This window comes from Neorhizobium sp. 2083, from assembly GCF_031455615.1.
Taxonomy (GTDB): domain Bacteria; phylum Pseudomonadota; class Alphaproteobacteria; order Rhizobiales; family Rhizobiaceae; genus Neorhizobium.
The window spans coordinates 1,055,988-1,077,239 of sequence record NZ_JAVDTC010000001.1 but is presented as its reverse complement, the minus strand read 5'-3'; the positions used below and the strand labels follow the sequence as shown (position 1 = coordinate 1,077,239).

Sequence of the window (21,252 nt, the reverse complement as noted above, 5' to 3'; positions counted from 1 at the left end):
TATGGGAAGCCATGACGATCAAGCCTCTGATTATTCTGCCTGACCCGATCCTGCGCCAGGTTTCCAAGCCGATAGAGCGGATCGACGCCGAGCTTTTGAAGCTCGCGGACGACATGCTCGAGACCATGTATGACGCACCGGGTATCGGCCTGGCAGCGATCCAGATCGGCGTGCCGCGGCGCCTTCTCGTTGTGGACGTGGCTCGCGAAGGCGAGGAAAAACAGCCGCAGGTCTTTATCAATCCGGAGATCGTCAGGTCCTCCGACGAAATTGGGGTGTATGAAGAGGGCTGCCTCTCCATCCCGGAATATTACGCAGAGGTCGAACGCCCGGCAATCGTCAGCGTCAAGCATCTCGGCCGCGACGGCAAGGAATATGTGGTGGAGGCCGATGGCCTGCTCGCCACGTGCCTGCAGCATGAGATCGATCACCTGAATGGCGTGCTTTTCATCGATCATATCTCCCGGCTGAAGCGTGAGATGGTGATCAAGAAATTCACCAAGGCCGCCAAGGCCAAGGCTGTCTGAACCGTCGCTCGGGCGATCCGGGTCAAGAAGGCGCGGTCTTTTTGGGGCGCGGAACATCCATGTCGCTTCGCATTATCTTCATGGGAACGCCGGAGTTTTCCGTGCCGACGCTGCAAAGCCTCAAGCACGCCGGCCACGAGATCGTCGCCGTCTATACCCAGCCGCCTCGCCCCGGTGGCCGGCGGGGGCTCGATCTCGTGAAGTCGCCGGTGCATCAGGCAGCCGAGCTGCTCGGCCTTCCCGTGTTCACGCCGGTCAATTTCAAGGAACCCGAAGAGCGCGAGAAATTTCGCACGCTCAATGCGGATGTGGCGGTGGTCGTTGCCTATGGCCTTCTGTTGCCGGAGGCGATCCTGACCGGCACCGGGCTCGGCTGCTACAACGGCCATGCGTCGCTCCTGCCGCGCTGGCGGGGAGCCGCGCCGATCCAGCGTGCGATCATGGCGGGCGATAAGAAAACCGGCATGATGGTCATGCAGATGGAGAAGGGCCTGGATACGGGTCCCGTCGCGCTGACAAAGGAAGTCGAAATCGGCGATAACATGACCGCCGGGGAGCTGCATGACAAGCTGATGCTGGTCGGCGCCCGTACCATGGTCGAGGCGATGGGCAAGCTCGAAGCCAACGCTCTGCCGCTGACACCGCAGCCGGCCGAAGGCGTGCTCTATGCCGCCAAGATCGACAAGGGCGAGACACGCATCGATTTTTCAAAGCCGTCCCGTGACGTTCACAATCATATCCGCGGCCTGTCCCCCTTTCCCGGTGCCTGGTTCGAGGCGCAGATCGGCGGCAAGCCGGAGCGGATCAAGGTTCTGGCGTCCGAACTGGGGCAGGGCAGCGGCCAGCCGGGCATGGTGGTCGACGATATGCTGACAGTGGCCTGTGGCGAGGGCGCGGTGCGGCTCGTTAAGCTTCAGAAGGCTGGCGGCAAGCCGCTTGATGCCACCGAGTTTCTACGCGGCACACCCTTTACGGCAGGCACGAGGTTCGCCTGATGCCCCGTTTCCGCATGATCGTCGAATATGACGGCACGCCCTATGTTGGCTGGCAGATGCAGGAGAACGGACATTCCGTGCAGGCCGCGTTGCAGGCGGCTATCCTGTCTTTGACGGGCGAGACCGTTTCGATCCGCGGGGCGGGCCGCACCGATTCCGGCGTACATGCCACGGGGCAGGTCATCCACGCGGACCTTTCCCGCGACTGGAAACCTTACAAGCTGCGCAATGCTCTCAATGCCCATCTGATGATGGCGGGGGAAAAGGTGGCGGTTCTGGACGTGCAGGCGGTGGACGAGTCTTTCGACGCCCGGTTCTCGGCTTTGCGCCGACATTATCTTTATCGCATCCTCAACCGGCCGTCGCCGCTTGCGCTCGAATCCAGGCGGGCCTGGTGGGTGGCGCGCGAGCTCGATCACGAAGCCATGCATGCCGCGGCACAGACATTGGTCGGCCACCACGATTTCACGACCTTCCGCTCGGCGCACTGCCAGGCGACGAGCCCGATGCGCACGCTCGACCGGCTGGACGTGACGCGCACGGGCGATCTGATCGAAATCCGCGCTACCGCCCAGAGTTTCCTGCACAACCAGATCCGCTCCTTTGCGGGAACGCTAAAACTGGCCGGCGACGGCAAGATGACGCCGGCGGATGTGCGGGCGGCGCTGGATGCCAGGGATCGCTCCGCCTGCGGGCCGGTCGCCCCGCCGGACGGGCTCTATTTCATGAAGGTGGACTATCCCGGCGACGTCTAGCTCTCGACAGGCTTCGGGTCCCGTCAGAGCGGATAGATGCCGAGGAAACGCTGTAGCGCTTCGGTCAAAATCATGCCTGGTACGATCAGAACCAGCACCAGCGTGGTGATCATCAGCGGCTGCGGCCCGCAGATCATCCGCATCACCCGCGATACCGAGAAGATCATGACGATCAAAAGTGCGAAATGGACCAGGGCCAGCACGGTATCGAGCCTGGACGGCAGCAGGAAGCGCAGGCTCAGCAGGCCGTAGAGGTAGGCGAATGGAACCGAGAGCCAGTTGACGGTGACGACGACGGCCGGAAACTTCCGGGTTATGCCGAGAAGCGAGCAGAGCACTCCGGCAAGGATGAGCGGCACGATCCAGTTGAAGATTTCCAGCATAGCCATACGGACGAAGAAGATCCCGCCGATCCGGGCGCCGGACGGCATGCCTTCGAGCAGATAGTCGCGCCACCACAGCCACGAGATGAAAGCACCCGGCAGGCACCAGACGAATGCCCAGAAGGAGCGCATCATGCCGCGATCGGAAATGTCGAGCAGGCGAAAACCTTGCGCATCGCCGCGGATCAGCAGCCAGAGGCCGCTGAGATACAACCTGACTTCAGGATAGGAGGGCAAGACGGCCTCCGTGCGAAACGGTGAAATCACGCATCAGGTTATGGAAACCCCCATGATCGCCTGCAGTTCGCGAACGACGATGATTTCCGACAGGACCACGAATCCGAGGGTCGCCACTCGGATCATCGCCGGGCCGCCCATCACCGTTCTGAGAATGAGCCAGGCCAGCGCGAGGGCGACGATCAGAATGGCGGCAGCCAGCAAGATCGAGCCATAGCCGGCCAGACTTGCAGTGGCGCCGTGCCGACCGGTCAGGAAGGCGACAGGCGTCAACACGACATAGATCGCATAGGCGAGCGGTACGGCAAACCAGTTGCGCACAACGATCAGGATCCGCACGAGCGGCATGAAGCGCAGGATGAAACCGAGGGCGATGAGCGTCACGGCCGGCATGATCCACTGTGCCGCGCTCAGGACCAGCATCTTCAGGAAAAAGATGAAGGAATAATCCTCGCGCTGGGGGAAATGGCGAAGATATTCCATCCGCTGGAATATCCAGCCGATGATCAGCGCCGGCGCACACCAGGCGATCGCCCAGAAGGACCGAAGGATGCCCTGGTCGGAAATGTCGAAAGGCCGCAGACCGCGCGCATCGCCGCGGATCAGCAGCCAAAGGCCGCCGAGATAGAGCCTGACGTCATGATAGGAGGGCATTATCGAACCAGCGGGAGATGAAGGTCCCATAGATTTGGGTAAGCGTCTCCAGATCGGCAAGGGCCACGCGCTCGTCGATCATGTGCATGGTCTGCCCGACCAGGCCGAATTCGACGACCGGGCAATAATCCTTGATGAACCGTGCGTCCGACGTGCCGCCCGTCGTGGAAAGCTTGGGCACTTTGCCGGTCACGCTTTCGACTGCGCCGGAAAGCGAGGCGATCAGCGCATTGTTGCGGGTCAGGAACACGTGGCTCGGGCGTTCGGCCCAAGTGATCTCGTAGCGAGCCGGGTCGCGGTCCGGGCGAAGCGGGCTTTTGACCGCCGCTTCATTGAGCCGCCGGACGATCTCAGCCTTCACCGTGTCCGCGGTCCAGGTGTCGTTGAAACGGATGTTGAAGGCAAAGCTGGCTTTGGCCGGAATGACGTTGGTCGCCGGATTGCCGACATCGACGGACGTCACTTCCAGGTTCGAGGCCGGGAATTCCGGCGTACCCCCGTCGAAGGGTGGATCCATCAGCGAAGAGGCGAGTGGCAAGAGGCCGCGCACCGGGTTATCGGCAAGATGCGGGTAGGCCGCATGGCCCTGGACGCCGAAGACGGTCACCTTACCGGAGACCGAGCCGCGGCGGCCGATCTTGATCATGTCGCCGAGCACATCGGGATTTGTCGGCTCGCCGACCAGGCAGGCATCCCAGGTCTCGCCCTTTTCGATGGCCCATTTCAGCAGTTTCTCGGTGCCGTTGACGGCCGGGCCTTCCTCGTCGCCGGTAATCAGGAAGGAGATCGAGCCTTTTGGCGCCCCGTGCTGCTCGATATGGCGGGCGACTGCCGCAACGAAACAGGCGATGCCGCCCTTCATGTCCACTGCGCCGCGGCCGAAAAGCTCGCCGCCGACGATCTCGGCGGCAAACGGCGGTTGGCTCCACGACGTCTCGTCGCCCGGCGGCACCACGTCCGTATGCCCCGCAAACATCAGATGCGGGCCGTCAGTGCCGAGCCGGGCATAGAGGTTCTCGATATCCGGCATGCCGGGCTCCGTCGCCACCATGCGCTCCACCTTGAAACCGAGCGGAAGCAGCATGGCCTCGAGTGCCGCAAGCGCGCCGCCTTCGGCGGGTGTCACCGAGGGGCAGCGGATGAGCGTCTGGAGATTGGCGATAGGATCGGCAACAGGCATCGGATCGGATCAGTCGCGCAGCAGTTCGTTGATGGCGGTCTTGGAGCGGGTCTGCTCGTCGACACGCTTGACGATCACGGCACAATAGAGACCCGGTCCCATCTCTCCGTTGGGGAAAGGCTTGCCCGGCATGGACCCGGCGACGACGACCGAGTAGGGCGGCACTTCGCCATAGCTGATCTCGCCGGTAGCGCGATCGACGATCTTGGTCGACTTGCCGATGAACACGCCCATGCCGAGCACCGAACCTTCGCGCACGATGCAGCCTTCGACGACTTCCGAGCGGGCGCCGATGAAGCAATTGTCCTCGATGATGGTCGGGCCGGCCTGCATCGGCTCCAGCACGCCGCCGATACCGACGCCCCCGGAGAGATGCACGTGCTTGCCGATCTGGGCGCAGGAGCCGACCGTCGCCCACGTATCGACCATCGTGCCTTCGTCCACATAAGCGCCGAGATTGACGAAGGAGGGCATCAGGATGACGTTCTTGCCGATATGGGCGGAGCGGCGCACCACCGCGTTCGGTACGGCGCGGAAGCCGGCGGCGCGGAACTGGTTTTCGCCCCAGTTCTCGAACTTTGAAGGCACCTTGTCCCACCAGGTGGAAGCGCCGGGGCCGTTCTTCACGACTTCCATGTCGTTGAGGCGGAAGGACAAAAGCACGGCCTTCTTCAGCCACTGATGCACCGTCCAGCTCCCGTCTTCGCCGCGGCTGGCAACCCGCGCCTTACCGTCGTCGAGCAGGTTGAGCGCTTCCTCGACCGCATCGCGGATTTCCCCCTTGGTCGACACCGTGACGCTGTCGCGATTGTCGAAGGCGGTCTCGATGGTCTTTTCAAGGGAAGAGAAGTCGGGGCTGCTCATGGGAAATCCTTAAACGTCACTCGGTATCGTGATGGTGGGAGAGGTGGCCATTTGGTGTCTTTTGATCTAAGCGACCGCCACTCAAGCGTCAATGTGAATTGGCGTCAATGCATTTGACGCCGAAAGGATCATGCGAATGGCAAGGGTGAAGAAGGACGGACCGCGGCGCAAGGACGGGGTTTGGGATCCGCTGAAGGATAACAAGGCGGACAAGAGCGCAGCCGCCGTCCAGCCGAAGACGCCGCAGACGGAATCGCACTCCTATCGCCTCGCCTATGCGGATGACGAATTCCTCAGCCGCGAGGAGCTTCGCCCCGTCCGGCTGCAGCTCGAGCTGATGAAGACGGAAATGGCGCTCGCCGAGCGCGGCATCCGATCGACCGTCGTGCTGTTCGGCGGTGCGCGCATCCCGGCCCCCGGCCAGAGCGCCTGGGCCGCCCGCAACGAGACCCAGCGGCACAATCTCGAAGCGGCTTCCGTCTACTACGAAGAGGCGCGCAAATTCGCCGCTCTGTGCGGCAGGCATTCGGCGGGCTACAATCACCAGGAATATGTGGTCGTGACCGGCGGCGGACCGGGCGTCATGGAGGCCGGCAACCGTGGCGCTGCGGATGCCGGCGCCCCGAGCATCGGCCTCAACATCATGCTGCCGCATGAGCAGGCGCCCAACCGTTTCGTGACCCCCGAGCTCAGCTTCAACTTCCACTATTTCGCCATCCGCAAGATGCATTTCATGATGCGGGCCAAGGCCGTCGTCGTTTTCCCGGGCGGGTTCGGCACGCTGGACGAAATGTTCGAGGTGCTGACCCTCATCCAGACCAAGCGCATGGAGCGCATGCCGCTCATACTGTTCAGCGAAGCCTTCTGGCGCGGCATCATCAATTTTGGCGCGCTCGCCGAGTTCGGCACCATCGCGCCGGATGATCTGGGCCTCATCAATTTTGTGGAGACCGCCGAGCAGGCGTGGAAGATCATCTCGGATTTCTACGAGCATTGAAGGCTTGATTGCAAGTAGAGGAGTTCGCGATTAAATTGCCGGTAGAGGATGATAACGATGACCGATGAAGTCGTAGATCTGAATTTCCTGGCCAAGCTTGGGCAGCGGACGAATGACGAAATCCGTGCGCTTCGCAAGGAAGTCGCGGAAATCAGGACGCTGACGATTCAGACCTATGAATTCTCGAAACGCCTTGAACGGCGCCAGGCGGAGATCCGGGACGATCTGGAGCTCTCGATCAAAATCGAACTTGGCGGAGCTTTGTCTCACATGCAGTCGACGATCGAACAATCCCTTGTCCGGATCGAGGATAAGGTGGAAGAGGTTGCCGACCGGGTGACAGCGGTCGAGCACAGACCATCCTGAATATAGTCTCAAAAATAAAAGAACCCGCCCCTGTGGGAAGGGGGCGGGTCCTTGGGACGACTGTCGGAACTAGTTCCAAGGGGGCGGAGAACTAGAGGGGGCGGTCCGGCAGGTCGTCGATGGAAATGGTTCCATCCTTGTTGGTGTCCATTCGGGCGAACAGCTTGTCGGATGCGGCGGACGCTTCCGCCTTGGTGATCTTGCCATCCTTGTCTTCATCGATCATGCGAAACATGCCCTGGCCCGGGCGCCCATGCGGTCGTTCCCAACGGGCATCTTCGCGGCCCCAGCCATGGCGGCCCTCGCCATCGCGGTTCCATGCGGAATGATCGCGGTCGCGGCGATGGTCGTCACGCCGGTCGGCCATGTCACGATCGGACTGATCGTCCTTTTTATCGGCGGTATTGCCGACCTCCGGCTGGTTGTTCTTGCGGAATTCTTCCATCTTCGCCTGGCGATAGTCGAGCATCTCGCCGCGCGTCAGCGAACCATCCTTGTTGGCGTCGATGGCCGTGAAGAGCTTGTCCTGGAAGGCGGTCATCTCGTCCTTGGAGACCTTGCCGTCCTTGTCGGCGTCGGCATTCTTCAGGAGACGGACGAACATCACGTCCTGCATCATCGCGCGGCCGGGGCCATCGTGGCGGCCGGGACGATCACGCCCTGGGGCTGCAAATGCAGGAATGGCTGCGCCCGCGATCAGTGCTGCTCCAAGGGTCGCCAGAACGATCTTTCTTGCGGTCATCGTGGTGGTCCTTCAGGTTGTTTCGATAGCCTGAAGATAGAGCCGGCGACGGTCAAAACCACTTAAACATCCGTAATGTGGATGAACTTTTCGTAATGCCGATAAAACCTTAGCCGATATCGAGACCGGTGAGGAAACCCGTCAGATCGTCGGTGACGTAGTCGATATGATCGTCCTCGTCGGTCAGCTTTTCCCAACGTTCCATCAGCACCGCATCGAGATTGCGCGGCACGAGCAGGATGGTGCGCATGCCGAGCACCTTCGGCACCTGCAGATTGCGCGGCAGGTCCTCGAACATCGCGGCGTTTTTGGTATCGACCCGGTGCAGGCTGGCGAACTTGTCGTAGGTCGCGCCCGCCGGCTTCGGCACGTAGCCGGCCGCGACGATGTCGAATATGTCGTCGAAATTGTCGAGGATGCCGAGCGCCCTGGCTGCCGCCTCCGCGTGCCGCACGCTGCCATTGGTGAAGATGAACTTGCGGCCCGGGAGCGCCCGGATCGCCGCGCCGAGCTCCGGATGCGGCAAGAGCGCCGAATAGTCGATCGCATGCGCCTGTTCGAGAAAACCGTCCGGATCGATGCCGTGGTTCAGCATCAGGCCCTGCAGCGTCGTGCCATGCTCGTGGTAATATCGCTTCTGCAGCGCCTTCGCTTCCGCCGGCTCCAGCTGCAGCAGTTCCTGCACGTAGGCCGTCATGTTCTTGTCGATCTGCGCGAACAGATTGATGTGATGCGGATAAAGCGTGTTGTCGAGATCGAACACCCAGTCGCGGACATGGGCGAAATCGGCGGGATCGGGCAGGGTCTGCGGCTTTTTTTCCATGGTCGCTTTATGCACCGGCTCGGCGTCAAAGAAAACGAAAAAGACGAACGCTTTAGGGCAAAGCCGGCCTTGGCGATCTGCCGGAACGCATGATACCGCCAGCATATGGAACTCTGGATCCCGATCACAATTGCCGCAGCCTTCTTGCAGAACCTGCGCTCGGCCCTGCAGAAGCATCTGCAGGGTTCGCTCGGCACGCGCGGCGCGAGCTTCGTGCGCTTCGGCTACGGTTTCCCGATCGCGATCCTGTACGTCCTGTGCCTGCATTATTTCGCCGGCTATCCGTTCCCGGTGCCGAACTGGACTTTCGCTTTATGGGCGGTGATCGGCGGGCTGGCGCAGATCTTTGCGACCATCATGCTGGTCCATCTCTTTTCGCTACGCAACTTTGCGGTCGGGACGGCCTATTCCAAGACCGAGCCGGTACAGGCCGCGATATTCGGCTTTATCCTGCTCGGCGAAAAGCTGACGCCCGGCTCGGTCGCCGCGATCATCGTCGGCGTCATCGGCGTGATGACCATCTCGATGGCGCGCATGCCTTTGTCCTGGCGCAACATGCTGGTTGCAATGACCAGCCGCACCGCCCTGATCGGCATCGCCTCGGGCGCGGTCTTCGGCATTTCCGCCGTTTCGTACCGCACGGCTTCGCTGTCGCTCGGCGGACCGGGGCCTGTCATGGAGGCCGCCGTGACCCTCGCCTGCGTCACGACCTTCCAGACAGCCTTCATGCTCGTCTGGATGTTCTGGAAGGACAAGCGAGAGATCGTCCAGGTCATTCTTTCCTGGCGTTCGTCCGCGCTCGTGGGCGTCGCCGGCGTCGTCGGCTCGGCCGGCTGGTTCACTGCGATGACCTTGCAGCAGGTGGCCTATGTCCGCGCGCTGGGCCAGATCGAACTCGTCTTCACCTTCATGGCCTCGTATTTTCTTTTCCACGAGCGGGTGAACCGCATGGAAGTCTTCGGCTGCCTGCTGATCGTCTGTGGCATCCTGGGGTTGATCTTTTCCTGATCGGCGCCCGATTTGCGGCGGCATCCGTTTTCGAATCCGGCTAGGATGGGCGATCAACGGGAGGATCATCCATGTCTCTGAACGACAAGGCAGCTGCATTTGGTGCGCTTCACAGGAAGGGCAATCCGGTCATCATCTACAACATCTGGGATGCCGGAACCGCCAAGGCAGTTGCAGATGCGGGGGCAAAGGCGCTTGGCACCGGAAGCTGGTCGGTCGCCGCAGCGCAAGGGTATGCCGACGGCGAAAACCTGCCGCTTGACGCATTGCTCGCGACGGTGAAATCGATCGCTGCCGCCGTCGATCTGCCGCTCACCGCCGATTTCGAAGGCGGCTATGCGGAAGATCCGGTCCAACTCGCGGCGAATGTCGCCAAGGTCATCGAGGCCGGCGCCATCGGCATCAATTTCGAGGATCAGATCGTCGGCGGCAGCGGCATCTATCCGGTGGGTCAGCAGGCCGAACGCATTCGTGCCATCCGGGCATTGGCGGACAGTCGTGACATGCCGTTCTTCATCAACGCGCGGACCGATCTCTTCCTGCAGGAAGGCGATCAGGGCAAACATGCCGCACTTCTTGACGAGGCGATCCGCCGCGCCAAGGCCTATGCCGAGGCCGGCGGCAACGGCTTCTTCGCGCCGGGCCTGGCGGATGAAGGGTTGATCGAGACGCTATGCAAGGCCTCGCCGCTCCCGGTCAACATCATGATGTTCGCAGGCGTTCCGTCGCCGAAGCGGCTCGGGGAACTGGGCGTCAGCCGCGTCAGCTACGGACCGGGTCCCTACCGGGCGATGATGGCGAAGCTGAAGGAGGACGCCGCGGCGGTTTTCACCGCCGCCGGCTGAATCTTGAAACCTTAGGCGATCAGGGAACGATCAGCGTGCCGGCGCCGTGTTCGGTGAAGATCTCGAGCAGAACGGAATGGGCGGTCTTGCCGTTCAGGATGACGACGCCCTGCACGCCGGCCTTGATCGCGTCGATGCAGGTCTCGACCTTCGGGATCATGCCGCCGGAAATCGTGCCGTCCTTGATGAGGGCCTGGGCCTGGGCGACGGTCAGTTCCTTGATCAGCTGCTTGTCCTTGTCGAGGACGCCCGGAACGTCGGTGAGGAAAAGCAGGCGCGTGGCGCTCAGCGCACCTGCGATCGCGCCGGCGAACGTATCGGCATTGATGTTGTAGGTGGCGCCGTCGCGGCCGGGGGCGACGGGGGCGATGACGGGGATCATTTCCGACTTGGCGAGCAGGTCGAGCAGCGTGCGGTCGACTTCCACCACTTCGCCGACGAAGCCGAGGTCGAGGACCCGTTCGATATTGCTGTCCGGATCGATCACGGTCTTCTTTGCCTTTTCGGCGAAGACCATGTTGCCGTCCTTGCCGCAAAGGCCGATCGCCCATTCGCCGGTCTGGTTGATCAGCGCGACGATTTCCTTGTTGATCGAGCCGGCGAGGACCATTTCGACGATCTCGACCGTCTTCTGGTCGGTGACGCGCAGGCCGGCTTCGAACTTGGATTCGATGCCCATCTTCGTCAGCATCGCGCCGATCTGCGGGCCGCCGCCGTGAACGACGATCGGGTTTACGCCGGACTGCTTGAGAAGCGCGATATCGGCTGCGAACGCCTTGCCGAGTTCCGTATCGCCCATGGCGTGACCGCCGTATTTCACGACGATCGTCTTGTTTTCGTAACGCTGCATATAGGGCAGCGCCTGCGCCAGAAGCTTGGCTTGAAGTTCGCTTTCGGAAGCCGTCATCGGATACCCCTGAATATTGAGTGGGGCCTTTTAGCGCATGTTTTTGACATAGGAAATAATCAGTCCGTGAGATTGTCGCGCAATCGACGAAGAGGCGAGGGCTGGTTGGAGCGGCGCATCCCGGCACCAATACCGCCTCAAATGCATCGGACGGGCTGGCGGCAGCCAGGTCATCAAATATCCATCAACGAAAACAGTGACTTGAAAGTTTTTCGGCTGCTTTCCTATCGCGGCTGAAACTCTTTTCCCGCGCCTCCCGTCTCTTGCGATGTCTCCGCCGATGTCGGGACGCCAGGCCTTGGAGGCGCTGATACGCGCCGGGGCAATCAGTTTCGTTGAGAGGAAGCCACCATGTTGAAGACCGCACTCCGCACGCTCGCCGTCGCGACCGTTCTGTCCGCCACCGCCGTGACAGCCTTCGCCGCCAATCCTAAGGTCGGCGGCGCCGCGATGTACGAAAACAAAAACATCGTCGAAAACGCCATGAACTCCAAGGACCACACGACGCTCGTCGCTGCCGTCAAGGCGGCCGGCCTGGTCGAGACGCTGCAGGGCAAGGGTCCGTTCACGGTCTTCGCACCGACCAACGAAGCCTTCGCCGCTCTGCCCAAGGGCACGGTCGAAACGTTGCTGAAGCCGGAAAACAAGGCACAGCTCACCAAGGTGCTGACCTGCCACGTGGTCGCGGCGGATGCCATGTCCACGGCCATCGAGAAGATGATCAAGGACGACAAGGGCACGCATGACGTCAAGACCGTCGGTGGCTGCGTCCTGAAGGCCAAGGAAAGCATGGGCAAGATCACGCTCACCGACGAAATGGGCGGCGTGGCACATGTCACGATCGCCGACGTCAAGCAGTCGAACGGCGTCATCCACGTGGTCGACAAGGTTCTCTTGCCGAAAATGTAAGAGCCGGTTTCGCGTATTAGGCTCTTACGCCAGGATCCGGTCGTCTTTCTTCGGGGCGGCCGGATCTGCTTGTCGGGGCTGGGTCAGAGCGACCGGCCGACCGCTTCGGCGATCGCCTGGCGCAGTTCCTCGATGCCCCTGCCTTTTTCCGACGAGGTCGAGAGCACGAACGGGAAGGCGGCGGGACGCTTGCGGATCTTCTCCTGCGTCTCGGCCAGCAGCTTCACCACGGCCGGTTCCTTGATCTTGTCGATCTTGGTCAGCACGATCTGGTAGGATACGGCGGCCTTGTCGAGCAGGTCGAGCACCTCGTCGTCGTTCTTCTTGATGCCGTGGCGGCTGTCGATCAGCACGTAGACGCGTTTCAGCGTTGCGCGGCCGCGCAGATAGTCGAAGACCAGCTTGGTCCAGGCATCGACCGTCTCCTTCGGCGCCTGGGCATAGCCGTAGCCCGGCATATCGACCAACGCCATCGGCGGCAGGTCGCCGCCTTGGCCCGAATAACCGTCCGGTACGAAGTAATTGAGCTCCTGGGTACGGCCGGGCGTATTGGACGTGCGCGCCAGACCCTTCTGGCCGACGAGCGCGTTGATCAGCGACGACTTGCCGACATTCGAGCGGCCGGCAAAGGCCACTTCGAGGGGACCTTCCGGCGGCAGGAACTTCATCGAGGGCACGCCCCGGATGAAGATCCAGGGGCGGCCGAATAACGGCTTGTCGTCCGTGCTCATGTCTGCGGGCATCGGTTCTGATCGTCCTGTTTTATCGAAGGGGACGGCTTCACGGTTTTGGCCGGCAATGTCAAGCTTTCGGGCTTTTCAGCCGCTTTTCCCAAAAGAAAACCCCGGACTGGCCGGGGTTTCTCATTCGTTTGTGCCGGGGCGCTATTTCGTCGGCGCCGGTTTTCGCCGGAACAGGCCCTTCAGGTTGTCGAAAAGTTCGACCTTGGCGCCGTGGCGCTTCATGATGATCGCCTGTTGCGTCACCGACAGCGTGTTGTTCCATGCCCAGTAGATGACGAGACCGGCCGGGAAGGATGCCAGCATGAAGGTGAATACCAGCGGCATCCAGGTGAAGATCATCGCCTGCGTCGGGTCCGGAGGTGTCGGGTTCATGCGCATCTGAACGAACATGGTGACGCCCATCACCAGCGGCCAAACGCCGATCATCAGCGCATGCGGAACGTCGTAGGGCAGCAGACCGAACAGATTGAACAGCGAGGTCGGGTCGGGGGCGGACAGGTCCTGGATCCAGCCGAAGAACGGCGCATGCCGCATTTCGATGGTGACGTAGATGACCTTGTAGAGCGCGAAGAAGACCGGGATCTGCAACAGCACCGGCCAGCAGCCGGCGATAGGGTTGATCTTCTCTTCCTTGTAGAGCGCCATCATCGCCTGCTGCAGGCCCATCCGGTCGTCGCCGAACTTGGCCTTCAGCTCTTCCATCTTCGGCTGCATGCGCTTCATGTTGGCCATCGAAGCGTATTGCTTGCTGGCGAGCGGGAAGAACAGCGCCTTGACGACGATGGTGGTCAGCAGGATCGCCACGCCGAAATTGCCCACGTGACGGAAGAAGAAGTCCATCAGCTGGAACATCGGCTTGGTGATGAAGTAGAACCACCCCCAGTCGATCAGGCGGTTGAACTGCGGAACGGCAAACTCCGTCTCGTAGCGCGAGATCAGCGGCACTTCCTTGGCGCCGGCGAAGACGAGGTTCTTGAGCTCGGTGGACTGACCCGGCTGAACCGTCAGGTCGTCGCCCTTGTAGTCCGCCTGATAGCTCGCCTGGCCGCCGCTGAAATGCGAGAAGCGGCCGACATAAGGCAGCGTCTGCGGCGGCACCAGGGTCGCAGCCCAATACTTGTCGGTGATGCCGAGCCAGCCGGTCGTCGCCTTTTCGTTGGTGAACTGCTCTTTTTCGATATTGGCGTAGGTGTTCTCTTTCAGGCTGCCGCTCTCGCCCATCACGCCGATGAAGCCTTCGTGGATGACCCAGACCGAGGGCGTTGCCGGCTTGTTGTTGCGCAGCACGCGGCCATACGGCGTCAGCTTCACCGGAGCGGCCGTCTTGTTGTCGATCTTGTCGGCGACGGTCAGCATGTAATGGTCGTCGACCGAAATCGTACGCGTGAAGGTCACGCCCTTGTCGTTGGTGAAGGTAAGCGTCACCGGCGTCTGCTGGGTCAGCTTTTCGCCGCTTGCGAGCGTCCACTGCGTGCCGGTGCCGGGAGCGGTGCCGATCGATTCATTCGGGATGTAGCCGACTTCCGTGAAATAGCCGTCTGCGGTGTCGGACGGCGAAAACAGCGTGATGATCGGGCTCTTGTCGTCGACTGTCTCGTGATACTCGCGCAGCTTGAGGTCGTCGAAACGGGCGCCGGTCAGATTGATGGAACCGATCAGGGCAGGCGTCTCGATCTGCACGCGCTGCGACCGGGCAATGGCCTGATCGCGGGAAAGCGCAGCAGTTGCCGGGGTCGCGCCGGGCAGGTTCCCCAGTACGCCGGAACCACTCTGGGCACCAGGGCTTTCCGGCGATGTCGTCTGGGCGGCTTCGCCCTGGAGCGCGCGTTGCGCTTCCTCGGCGCGCCGCTGGGCTTCCATCCTCGGATTCATATAGAGGAACTGCCAGGCAAGAACGATCAGCACCGAGAGCGCGATCGCGATGAAGTAATTGCGGTTCTTTTCCATCATGCTTTCCTGGAACGGGTCTCCTCGGACCGCTTTGGTCTCGGCTTGCTTTCGATACGCTCGATAAGCTGAGCCGTCATATCCGCAAAGGGGGCGTTGAGCACCTCCCGCCGCGCGACAATCACATAGTCGTGTCCGTTCTTCATTGCAAATCCGGCAGATTGCCTCACCGCCTCGCGGAGCCGGCGTCGCATGCGGTTGCGTTCGACCGCGTTGCCATGTTTTTTTGTAACGGTGAAACCGACGCGCGGCGCTTCGTCCGGCTGGTTCCGATCAAGGACTTCCAGAAGGAAGTTCCGGCCCCTGCGGGCTTCGCCCTCGCGGACGGCAAGGAACTGCGGCCGGCTCTGAAGCCGCCCGACAGTTTTCTCGTTCTTTTTCTCAGTCGTCATCGCCCGGTTGTCTCGGGCATCTCAGGCCTTAGGCCGAGAGACGCTTGCGGCCACGGGCGCGACGTGCGGAAAGAACCAGACGACCACCTTTGGTGGCCATGCGGGTGCGGAATCCGTGGCGGCGCTTGCGAACAAGCTTGGACGGTTGATAGGTACGCTTCATTTATTTTAATACCGCGGTGTGCGGCCCTTCTTGGAGTTTGCCGTCATCACGACGGCAAGAGCGCTTCGGAAAACGATCTGCGCAAGCGGCTGCATGCGTGCAAGCCGGCCGGAGCTGAACGTGGGCGGCTTATAGGAGGACTCCGGCGGAAAAGTCAATCGCCGCCGGGTTTTTTGCATGCGGGCCCGCGGCCGCTCGAGCTTCGATCAAAGCCATCACCACAGATATCCGCGTGGTTGGAATGTCGCCGCTCCCTAGGCCCCTTTGAATTCAGGGGCGAAACACCGGATGCGATCTTCGCCTTGCACGCACGGACCGCCTCAAACTCCTGCAGGAAAAGTTCAATGTCCTATCGGCCGGCCACGTCCTCACCTCTAAGCATTTCTTTAATTTCTAAAGGCTAATTTTAGCATGGAATGGAAGAGGCGTCGTTTACGAGCACGCTCTTTCTCACACGGTAAAGTGGCGTCTGGAAGGAAAAACAATGAAAATTCGAGGGAAAATCAACCTCCTCGTCGGTCTGATGAGCCTCGTGGCCTGCTTTATCGGCGGAATGGCGTTGTTCGCCATGGCTGAATATCGCCAGATGATGGTTCAATATGAACTGGCCGCCGACCGGGCGCACAAGGGCGAACACCTGAACCGCCTCGTCACTGCCGTCGTTATGGAATCCCGCGGCGTCTACATGTCGAAGGATACCAAGGAGGGTGGAAAATTCGGGGATGGCATCCTCGGTTACCTCGACGAGATGGGCAAGCTTCTCAATGACTGGAACAAGATCGTTCCCGCTGACGAGCGCGCCGCATTCGACAAGCTGCTCGCCCGCTCCAAGGAGTTCACCGGTTTCCGGACCGAGACAGCCCGTCTTGGCCGGGAGGTGAGCCCGGCCGCTGCCAACGAACAGGGCAACAACGACGCCAACCGCAACAACCGCAAGGCCTACCAGGTGGAGATCGACGCGATCGTCGCCACCGACAAGGCCGTTCTCGCGGCCGTGAACGAAGAACTCAACAATTTCACCCAGACGCTTTTCATCCTCGTCTCGGCAGTCACCTTGGCAGGCGTTGCCGCTGGTGCCGGCTTCGGCCTTTACCTGGGCCGCCGGCAGCTCAGCCATCCGATCACCGACCTGACCAGGGCGATGAAACACATCGCCGACGGCAAGTTCGATACGATCGTCAATGGCGCCAACCGCGCCGACGAGATTGGCGACATGGCGGCTGCGATCGAGATTTTCCGCAGGAACGGCATCGAAGTCGCGCGCATGAATGCGTCCGAAGCGACCATGCGCGGCAAGAGCGACGATCTGCAGGCACGGATGGCCGCCGTTGTCGCAGCCGCGGCCGAGGGGGATTTCACCCGTCGCATCAACATGCAGTGGGGTGAGGAGAGCCTCGACCATTTCGCCCGTGACGTGGACATGCTTGTCGAGAGCGTCGATGCCGGGGTGTCGGAAACCCGGCGCGTCGTGAAAAGCCTCGCCGAGGGCAATCTCACCGACAGCATGCGGGGCACTTTCAAGGGTGCGTTCGCCGAGCTGCAGCACAATGTCAACGGCACGATGGATACGCTGCGCGGCACGATGCGGAATGTCCGCACCGCGACCGGCTCCATCAACGGCAGCGCCGCCGAGCTGAGCCGCGCGACCAACGATCTGTCCCGCCGCACCGAACAGCAGGCCGCGGCACTCGAAGAAACCTCCGCCGCGCTCGCCGAAATCACCGCCGTCGTCAAGAGCTCGACGGAACGGGCGCACGAGGCGACCGTCATGGTCGGAGAGGCCAAGCAGAGCGCGGTCCAGTCCGGCGAGGTGGTGCGCAGCGCCGTCGATGCCATGGGCCGCATCGAACAAGCCTCCCGCGAGATCGCCCAGATCACCAACGTCATCGACGAAATCGCCTTCCAGACCAATCTTCTGGCTCTGAATGCCGGCGTCGAGGCAGCCCGTGCCGGCGAAGCCGGCAAGGGTTTCGCCGTCGTCGCCCAGGAGGTCCGCGAACTCGCCCAGCGCTCGGCAAGTGCCGCAAAGGACATCAAGGGGTTGATCAGCAAGTCCGGCGAGGAAGTCGCCGGAGGCGTGATGCTGGTCCAGAAGACCGGCGAGGCGCTGTCGGAAATCGAAACCCGCGTGCTGCGCATCAACGACCATATCCATTCGATCGCCGTCGCCTCGCGCGAACAGTCGACAGGGCTCGGCGAGGTCAGCACCGCGGTCAACCAGATGGACCAGGTCACGCAGCAGAACGCCGCCATGGTCGAGGAGACGTCGGCAGCGACGCAGACATTGTCCTCCGAGGCCGACAGCCTGTTTGCACTCGTCTCCAATTTCGACATCGGCCAGGACGGCGAACGCGTTGCCCAGCCAGTCAAAACCGCCCGGCCCGTCGTTACGGCGACGACCGCTCACCGGCCGCGGGTCTCTCCGGTAAAGGCGATGACGGGTGCGCTGTCGCGGGCTTTCGGCGGAGCCGCCACCGCCGCCGCGACGGCAACGGCCGCCGTTGCCGGAGATTGGGAAGAATTCTGATCCAATTTCGGATGTCGATCGAATAAGGAAGCGGAGGCAGGTAACTGTTCTCCGCTTTCTCTTTTGCACTGCGGCAAAGGGACTGGTAAAAAAAAGCTGAAGCTATAAAATGGCCGATCATACTTGAGCCTGCTCCCGTCCGACGGGCCGGGTATTCGGAAACGGAGGTCCGCATGGACGACGAGGTTCATGCCTCGGGGCGCTCGGGGTCCTCGCCGGAAGGCGCGGGACCGGAAACCATGCCGCGCCTTTTCCGCGGCCTTTCCGGCAGGCTTCTCTGGCTCACCGTCATCTTCGTGATGATGGCCGAAGTTCTGATCTTCGTCCCCTCCATCGCGACCATGCGGATGAACTGGCTGCGCGATCGCCTGGATACCGCCGCCGCAGCCGGCATCGTCATCGACGGGCTGCAGCCCGCCGAGCTTCCCCGCGCGGTCCAGGACGACACGCTGCTTGCGACCGGCACCAAGGTGATCGCGCTCCGCAAGGACGGCACGTCTCGCCTGCTGGCGGCCACGGACACTCAGCCCCAGATCGACCACGTATACGACCTTGCCAATACACCGCTGATCTCCGCAATGTGCGACGCAGTCGACACGCTCGTTTTCGGTGGCGGCCGCGTCATGCGTGTCTATGGCCCGATCGGTGACAGCGACATGGTCATCGAACTGGTCATGACCGATGACGCGCTGCGCAAGGACATGCTGAAATATTCCAAGACGATGTTTCTCCTGTCGCTGCTAATCTCGCTGATCACCGCGGTGCTGATTTTCCTGGCCATCAATCGCATGATGATCATGCCGATCCGGCGGCTGACCCACAGCATGCAGCTTTTCTCAGAGCAGCCGGAGGATCCCGGCCGCGTCTTTACGGGCGACCGCTCCCGGGGCGAGCTTGCCGTCGCCGGCCGGCACCTGACCGCCATGCAGGCGCAATTGCAGCGCACCCTGAAGCAGCAGAAGAACCTTGCTGATCTTGGCCTCGCCGTATCGAAGATCAACCATGACATGCGCAACATCCTGGCTTCGGCGCAATTGATGTCCGACCGCCTCACTGATGTCGATGACCCGATGGTGAGAAGTTTTGCACCGAAACTGCTGCGCACCATCGACCGCGCGGTGGGCTATACCAGCGAAGTCCTGGCTTACGGCCAGGCCTCCGAGGCAGCGCCCCGTCGCCGGCGCATCCGCTTTGCGGCCCTGGCCCAGGACGTGCGGGACATGCTGGCGATCGATCCGGAAATCGGGATCGAGTTTCTGGACCAGATCGCCGGGGATCTCGAAGTGGATTGCGACGGCGAGCAGATTTTCCGCGTCATCCACAATCTCTGCCGGAACGCCGTCCAGGCGCTGGTGAATTTCGATCCGCAGGATGCGTCCATGGTTCGCCGGGTTACGGTCTCCGCGCACCGGGTCGGCAGCGTCGTCAGCATCACCATCGACGACACCGGCCCCGGCATGCCGCGAAAGGCCCGGGAGAACCTGTTTTCGGCCTTCCGCGGTTCGGCGCGGTCGGGCGGCACCGGCCTTGGCCTCGTCATTGCCCGCGAACTTGTCCTGGCCCATGGCGGCACCATTGCGCTTGTGGAAAAACCGGGTCCCGGCACGCAGTTTAGGATCGAAATTCCCGATCGCCCGGTCTCGCTGGAGGACTACCGGGTTCGGGCCTGATGCAAATAAATGTTGCTTCTCAACGGTTTGAGCGAGAAGTGACAGCAAAATGACGTTGCCCTCGGTAAAATCGCTTGCAATCGGAATGCGGACGTTTTAGAGGATCGCCACGCAAGCGGTAACGCACTGCTTGCAGACGCACCCGTAGCTCAGCTGGATAGAGCACCAGACTACGAATCTGGGGGTCAGGAGTTCGAATCTCTTCGGGTGCGCCACTTTTTCTTCCAATTATCTCTGAACACTGTCGAGAGCTGATAGGCTTTAGGCGTTAGTGCGCGTCCGCCTAATTCCCCCGACGCCGCATTGACGATATGAGATACCCCAATGCAAGCGTCATGGCGGCGATCGCGATTCCCGTGCTGATCACGCCCGCTGGCGTTATTCTGGCGCTGCCTTGCAAGGTAATGTGCTTCCCCACGCGCAGATCAAAAGTGGATTTGATTTCCTCAGGATGTGAGGGGAGTGCGATCGGGGGTTCTTCCTGAATTACTGCCATTTTCAAGCTCCCGTGCAATGGGCCGCGGCCGAACATCCATTCTAAAATAGGGTGGATGTCATAATGACAAGCAGTCTCGGTTTCAGCTCCTCCGGCATGCCAAAAACGGTGCCGGACGACGCGATCGTCAGCGGCGACGTCAGGCGACGGAGCTGATCCGGTCGAGCGCCTGGCGCAGCCTGGGTGCGGCAAAATCCAGGAAGCTGCGCATCTTGAGCGGCATCTGGCCACGCGCGGCGTGGACGAGGTGGATAGGCGGTGGCTCCGGTTCGAAGGAGTCCAGAACGATCCGAAGCGCGCCGGCCCTGACCGCTTCCTCGACCTGGTAATGGAGCAGCCGCGTTGCCCCGACATTGCGCATCGCGGCGTCTACGGCGGCCTCGGCCGTCGAAACCGAAAGGCGGGATGGGGGGATAACGCCATGGGTCGCGTTCGATCCCGCCGGCAGCATGTCCCGAGCGGACGATGGCATCGGCCCTTCGAACGTCACCCACGGCATCCGTCGAAGATCTTCCGGTGTCTGCGGTGTGCCGTGAGCTGCAAGCAGGGCGGGGCTGGCGCAGATCACCATCCGCATCGATCCGATCCGCGTCGCAACCATCGTGCTGTCCGGCAACGGCCCGATCCGGACGGCCATATCGACATGGTCGTCGACGAGGTGAACGTTGCGGTCTGCGAGCAGCAGGCGGATGTTGATTTCGGGAAACAGCGCCAGGAAGTCGGTGACGATAGGCAGGACGTGCAGCCGCCCGAACATGATCGGCGCGGTGACGACCAGCTCGCCCTTCGGTGCGCTGAACTCGCCGGCCGCCTCGCGTTCCGCATCCGCGACCTGTTCAAGGATGCGCCGCGCCGCCGCCACATAGGTGATGCCTGCGTCGGTGAGCGTGAGTTTGCGGGTGGTGCGGATCAGCAGGCGCGTTCCGAGCGATGCCTCCAGCTCCGAAATTTTCCGGCTGAGCGTCGGAACGGGAACCCGAAGCGAGCGACCCGCGGCAGACAGGCTGCCCTTGTCCACCACCTCCAGCAGCATCGACATGGCCTCGAAACGATCCATCCGCCTTTCCATTTTCTGGTAAGATGAGTTTCAATCTTACGGTATTCCGCGGATTTGTGAAAAGA

At 61.7% G+C, this 21,252-nt stretch carries 23 protein-coding genes and 1 tRNA gene; 11 read left to right on the top strand and 13 right to left on the bottom strand.

Annotated elements, in window-relative coordinates:
• Positions 1-11 precede the first annotated feature (11 nt).
• Genes def through truA form a run of 3 tightly spaced genes read left to right on the top strand, consistent with a single transcriptional unit; the run spans position 12 to position 2,277 of the window.
• On the top strand, positions 12-527 hold the full coding sequence (gene def / locus J2X76_RS05550; RefSeq protein WP_113125579.1) for a peptide deformylase: 516 nt from the start codon (positions 12-14) through the stop codon (positions 525-527).
• Between the two features lie 59 nt (positions 528-586).
• Positions 587-1,522: a methionyl-tRNA formyltransferase gene (fmt, locus tag J2X76_RS05545; protein WP_310213920.1), complete on the top strand. Its 936-nt coding sequence runs from the start codon at positions 587-589 to the stop codon at positions 1,520-1,522.
• A complete protein-coding gene (gene truA / locus J2X76_RS05540; RefSeq protein WP_310213919.1) occupies positions 1,522-2,277 on the top strand; it encodes a tRNA pseudouridine(38-40) synthase TruA in 756 nt (251 codons plus the stop codon). Before fmt ends, truA begins: the two co-directional genes overlap by 1 nt.
• A gap of 23 nt (positions 2,278-2,300) precedes the next feature.
• Here the strand turns inward: truA and J2X76_RS05535 are convergent, their stop codons facing one another.
• Genes J2X76_RS05535 through dapD form a run of 4 tightly spaced genes read right to left on the bottom strand, consistent with a single transcriptional unit; the run spans position 2,301 to position 5,595 of the window.
• Positions 2,301-2,897, bottom strand: a complete 597-nt coding sequence (locus J2X76_RS05535) for a hypothetical protein (protein WP_310213917.1) — start codon at positions 2,895-2,897, stop codon at positions 2,301-2,303.
• Between the two features lie 33 nt (positions 2,898-2,930).
• Complete coding sequence (locus J2X76_RS05530; RefSeq protein ID WP_310213915.1) at positions 2,931-3,551, bottom strand: hypothetical protein; 621 nt, start codon at positions 3,549-3,551, stop codon at positions 2,931-2,933.
• Entirely contained in the window at positions 3,535-4,731 is a 1,197-nt protein-coding gene (dapE, locus tag J2X76_RS05525; protein ID WP_310213913.1) for a succinyl-diaminopimelate desuccinylase, read from the bottom strand. Before dapE ends, J2X76_RS05530 begins: the two co-directional genes overlap by 17 nt.
• Before the next feature lie 9 nt (positions 4,732-4,740).
• Positions 4,741-5,595, bottom strand: a complete 855-nt coding sequence (gene dapD / locus J2X76_RS05520) for a 2,3,4,5-tetrahydropyridine-2,6-dicarboxylate N-succinyltransferase (protein ID WP_310213911.1) — start codon at positions 5,593-5,595, stop codon at positions 4,741-4,743.
• A gap of 136 nt (positions 5,596-5,731) precedes the next feature.
• On the opposite strand from dapD, the gene J2X76_RS05515 reads away from it, so the two are divergent.
• Positions 5,732-6,592 carry an LOG family protein gene (locus J2X76_RS05515; RefSeq protein ID WP_113125586.1) on the top strand — a complete coding sequence of 287 codons (861 nt, stop codon included), beginning with the start codon at positions 5,732-5,734 and terminating at the stop codon, positions 6,590-6,592.
• Between the two features lie 57 nt (positions 6,593-6,649).
• Positions 6,650-6,958 (top strand): hypothetical protein, encoded by a 309-nt coding sequence (locus tag J2X76_RS05510; protein ID WP_037079371.1) that lies wholly within the window; start codon positions 6,650-6,652, stop codon positions 6,956-6,958.
• 91 nt (positions 6,959-7,049) lie between these two features.
• Here J2X76_RS05510 and J2X76_RS05505 read toward each other — a convergent pair whose 3' ends face one another.
• Entirely contained in the window at positions 7,050-7,700 is a 651-nt protein-coding gene (locus J2X76_RS05505) for an EF-hand domain-containing protein (protein ID WP_113125588.1), read from the bottom strand.
• A 109-nt stretch (positions 7,701-7,809) separates the two neighbouring features.
• Entirely contained in the window at positions 7,810-8,523 is a 714-nt protein-coding gene (locus J2X76_RS05500) for a pyrimidine 5'-nucleotidase (RefSeq protein WP_113125682.1), read from the bottom strand.
• Between the two features lie 105 nt (positions 8,524-8,628).
• Here J2X76_RS05500 and J2X76_RS05495 point away from each other — a divergent pair, with 105 nt between their 5' ends.
• Positions 8,629-9,531, top strand: coding sequence for a DMT family transporter (locus J2X76_RS05495; RefSeq protein WP_113125589.1), 903 nt, complete (start codon positions 8,629-8,631; stop codon positions 9,529-9,531).
• A 71-nt stretch (positions 9,532-9,602) separates the two neighbouring features.
• Positions 9,603-10,376 carry an isocitrate lyase/phosphoenolpyruvate mutase family protein gene (locus tag J2X76_RS05490; RefSeq protein ID WP_310213901.1) on the top strand — a complete coding sequence of 258 codons (774 nt, stop codon included), beginning with the start codon at positions 9,603-9,605 and terminating at the stop codon, positions 10,374-10,376.
• Between the two features lie 19 nt (positions 10,377-10,395).
• On the opposite strand, the gene argB is transcribed toward J2X76_RS05490, so the two are convergent.
• Positions 10,396-11,283 carry an acetylglutamate kinase gene (gene argB / locus J2X76_RS05485; protein ID WP_113125591.1) on the bottom strand — a complete coding sequence of 296 codons (888 nt, stop codon included), beginning with the start codon at positions 11,281-11,283 and terminating at the stop codon, positions 10,396-10,398.
• Between the two features lie 351 nt (positions 11,284-11,634).
• On the opposite strand from argB, the gene J2X76_RS05480 reads away from it, so the two are divergent.
• The gene (locus J2X76_RS05480; RefSeq protein ID WP_113125592.1) at positions 11,635-12,192 is read left to right on the top strand and encodes a fasciclin domain-containing protein; all 558 of its coding nucleotides are present in this window, start codon (positions 11,635-11,637) and stop codon (positions 12,190-12,192) included.
• 83 nt (positions 12,193-12,275) lie between these two features.
• Here J2X76_RS05480 and yihA read toward each other — a convergent pair whose 3' ends face one another.
• The 4 genes from yihA to rpmH all read right to left on the bottom strand — a co-directional run bounded on the left by yihA (position 12,276) and on the right by rpmH (position 15,437).
• Positions 12,276-12,923 carry a ribosome biogenesis GTP-binding protein YihA/YsxC gene (gene yihA / locus J2X76_RS05475; protein WP_113125593.1) on the bottom strand — a complete coding sequence of 216 codons (648 nt, stop codon included), beginning with the start codon at positions 12,921-12,923 and terminating at the stop codon, positions 12,276-12,278.
• 153 nt (positions 12,924-13,076) lie between these two features.
• Complete coding sequence (gene yidC, locus J2X76_RS05470; protein ID WP_310213898.1) at positions 13,077-14,882, bottom strand: membrane protein insertase YidC; 1,806 nt, start codon at positions 14,880-14,882, stop codon at positions 13,077-13,079.
• On the bottom strand, positions 14,882-15,274 hold the full coding sequence (rnpA, locus tag J2X76_RS05465; protein WP_113125595.1) for a ribonuclease P protein component: 393 nt from the start codon (positions 15,272-15,274) through the stop codon (positions 14,882-14,884). Before rnpA ends, yidC begins: the two co-directional genes overlap by 1 nt.
• 28 nt (positions 15,275-15,302) lie before the next feature.
• Positions 15,303-15,437: a 50S ribosomal protein L34 gene (rpmH, locus tag J2X76_RS05460; protein ID WP_080719113.1), complete on the bottom strand. Its 135-nt coding sequence runs from the start codon at positions 15,435-15,437 to the stop codon at positions 15,303-15,305.
• 484 nt (positions 15,438-15,921) lie between these two features.
• Here rpmH and J2X76_RS05455 point away from each other — a divergent pair, with 484 nt between their 5' ends.
• The 3 genes from J2X76_RS05455 to J2X76_RS05445 all read left to right on the top strand — a co-directional run bounded on the left by J2X76_RS05455 (position 15,922) and on the right by J2X76_RS05445 (position 19,849).
• Positions 15,922-17,964, top strand: a complete 2,043-nt coding sequence (locus J2X76_RS05455; protein ID WP_113125596.1) for a methyl-accepting chemotaxis protein — start codon at positions 15,922-15,924, stop codon at positions 17,962-17,964.
• A gap of 239 nt (positions 17,965-18,203) precedes the next feature.
• Positions 18,204-19,634, top strand: coding sequence for a HAMP domain-containing sensor histidine kinase (locus J2X76_RS05450; protein WP_310214722.1), 1,431 nt, complete (start codon positions 18,204-18,206; stop codon positions 19,632-19,634).
• 138 nt (positions 19,635-19,772) lie between these two features.
• Positions 19,773-19,849, top strand: a tRNA-Arg gene (locus J2X76_RS05445).
• Between the two features lie 68 nt (positions 19,850-19,917).
• Here the strand turns inward: J2X76_RS05445 and J2X76_RS05440 are convergent.
• Both J2X76_RS05440 and J2X76_RS05435 read right to left on the bottom strand, forming a co-directional pair.
• Positions 19,918-20,130, bottom strand: coding sequence for a hypothetical protein (locus J2X76_RS05440; RefSeq protein WP_113125598.1), 213 nt, complete (start codon positions 20,128-20,130; stop codon positions 19,918-19,920).
• A 139-nt stretch (positions 20,131-20,269) separates the two neighbouring features.
• Positions 20,270-21,187, bottom strand: coding sequence for a LysR family transcriptional regulator (locus tag J2X76_RS05435; RefSeq protein WP_310213892.1), 918 nt, complete (start codon positions 21,185-21,187; stop codon positions 20,270-20,272).
• Positions 21,188-21,252: the final 65 nt, after the last annotated feature.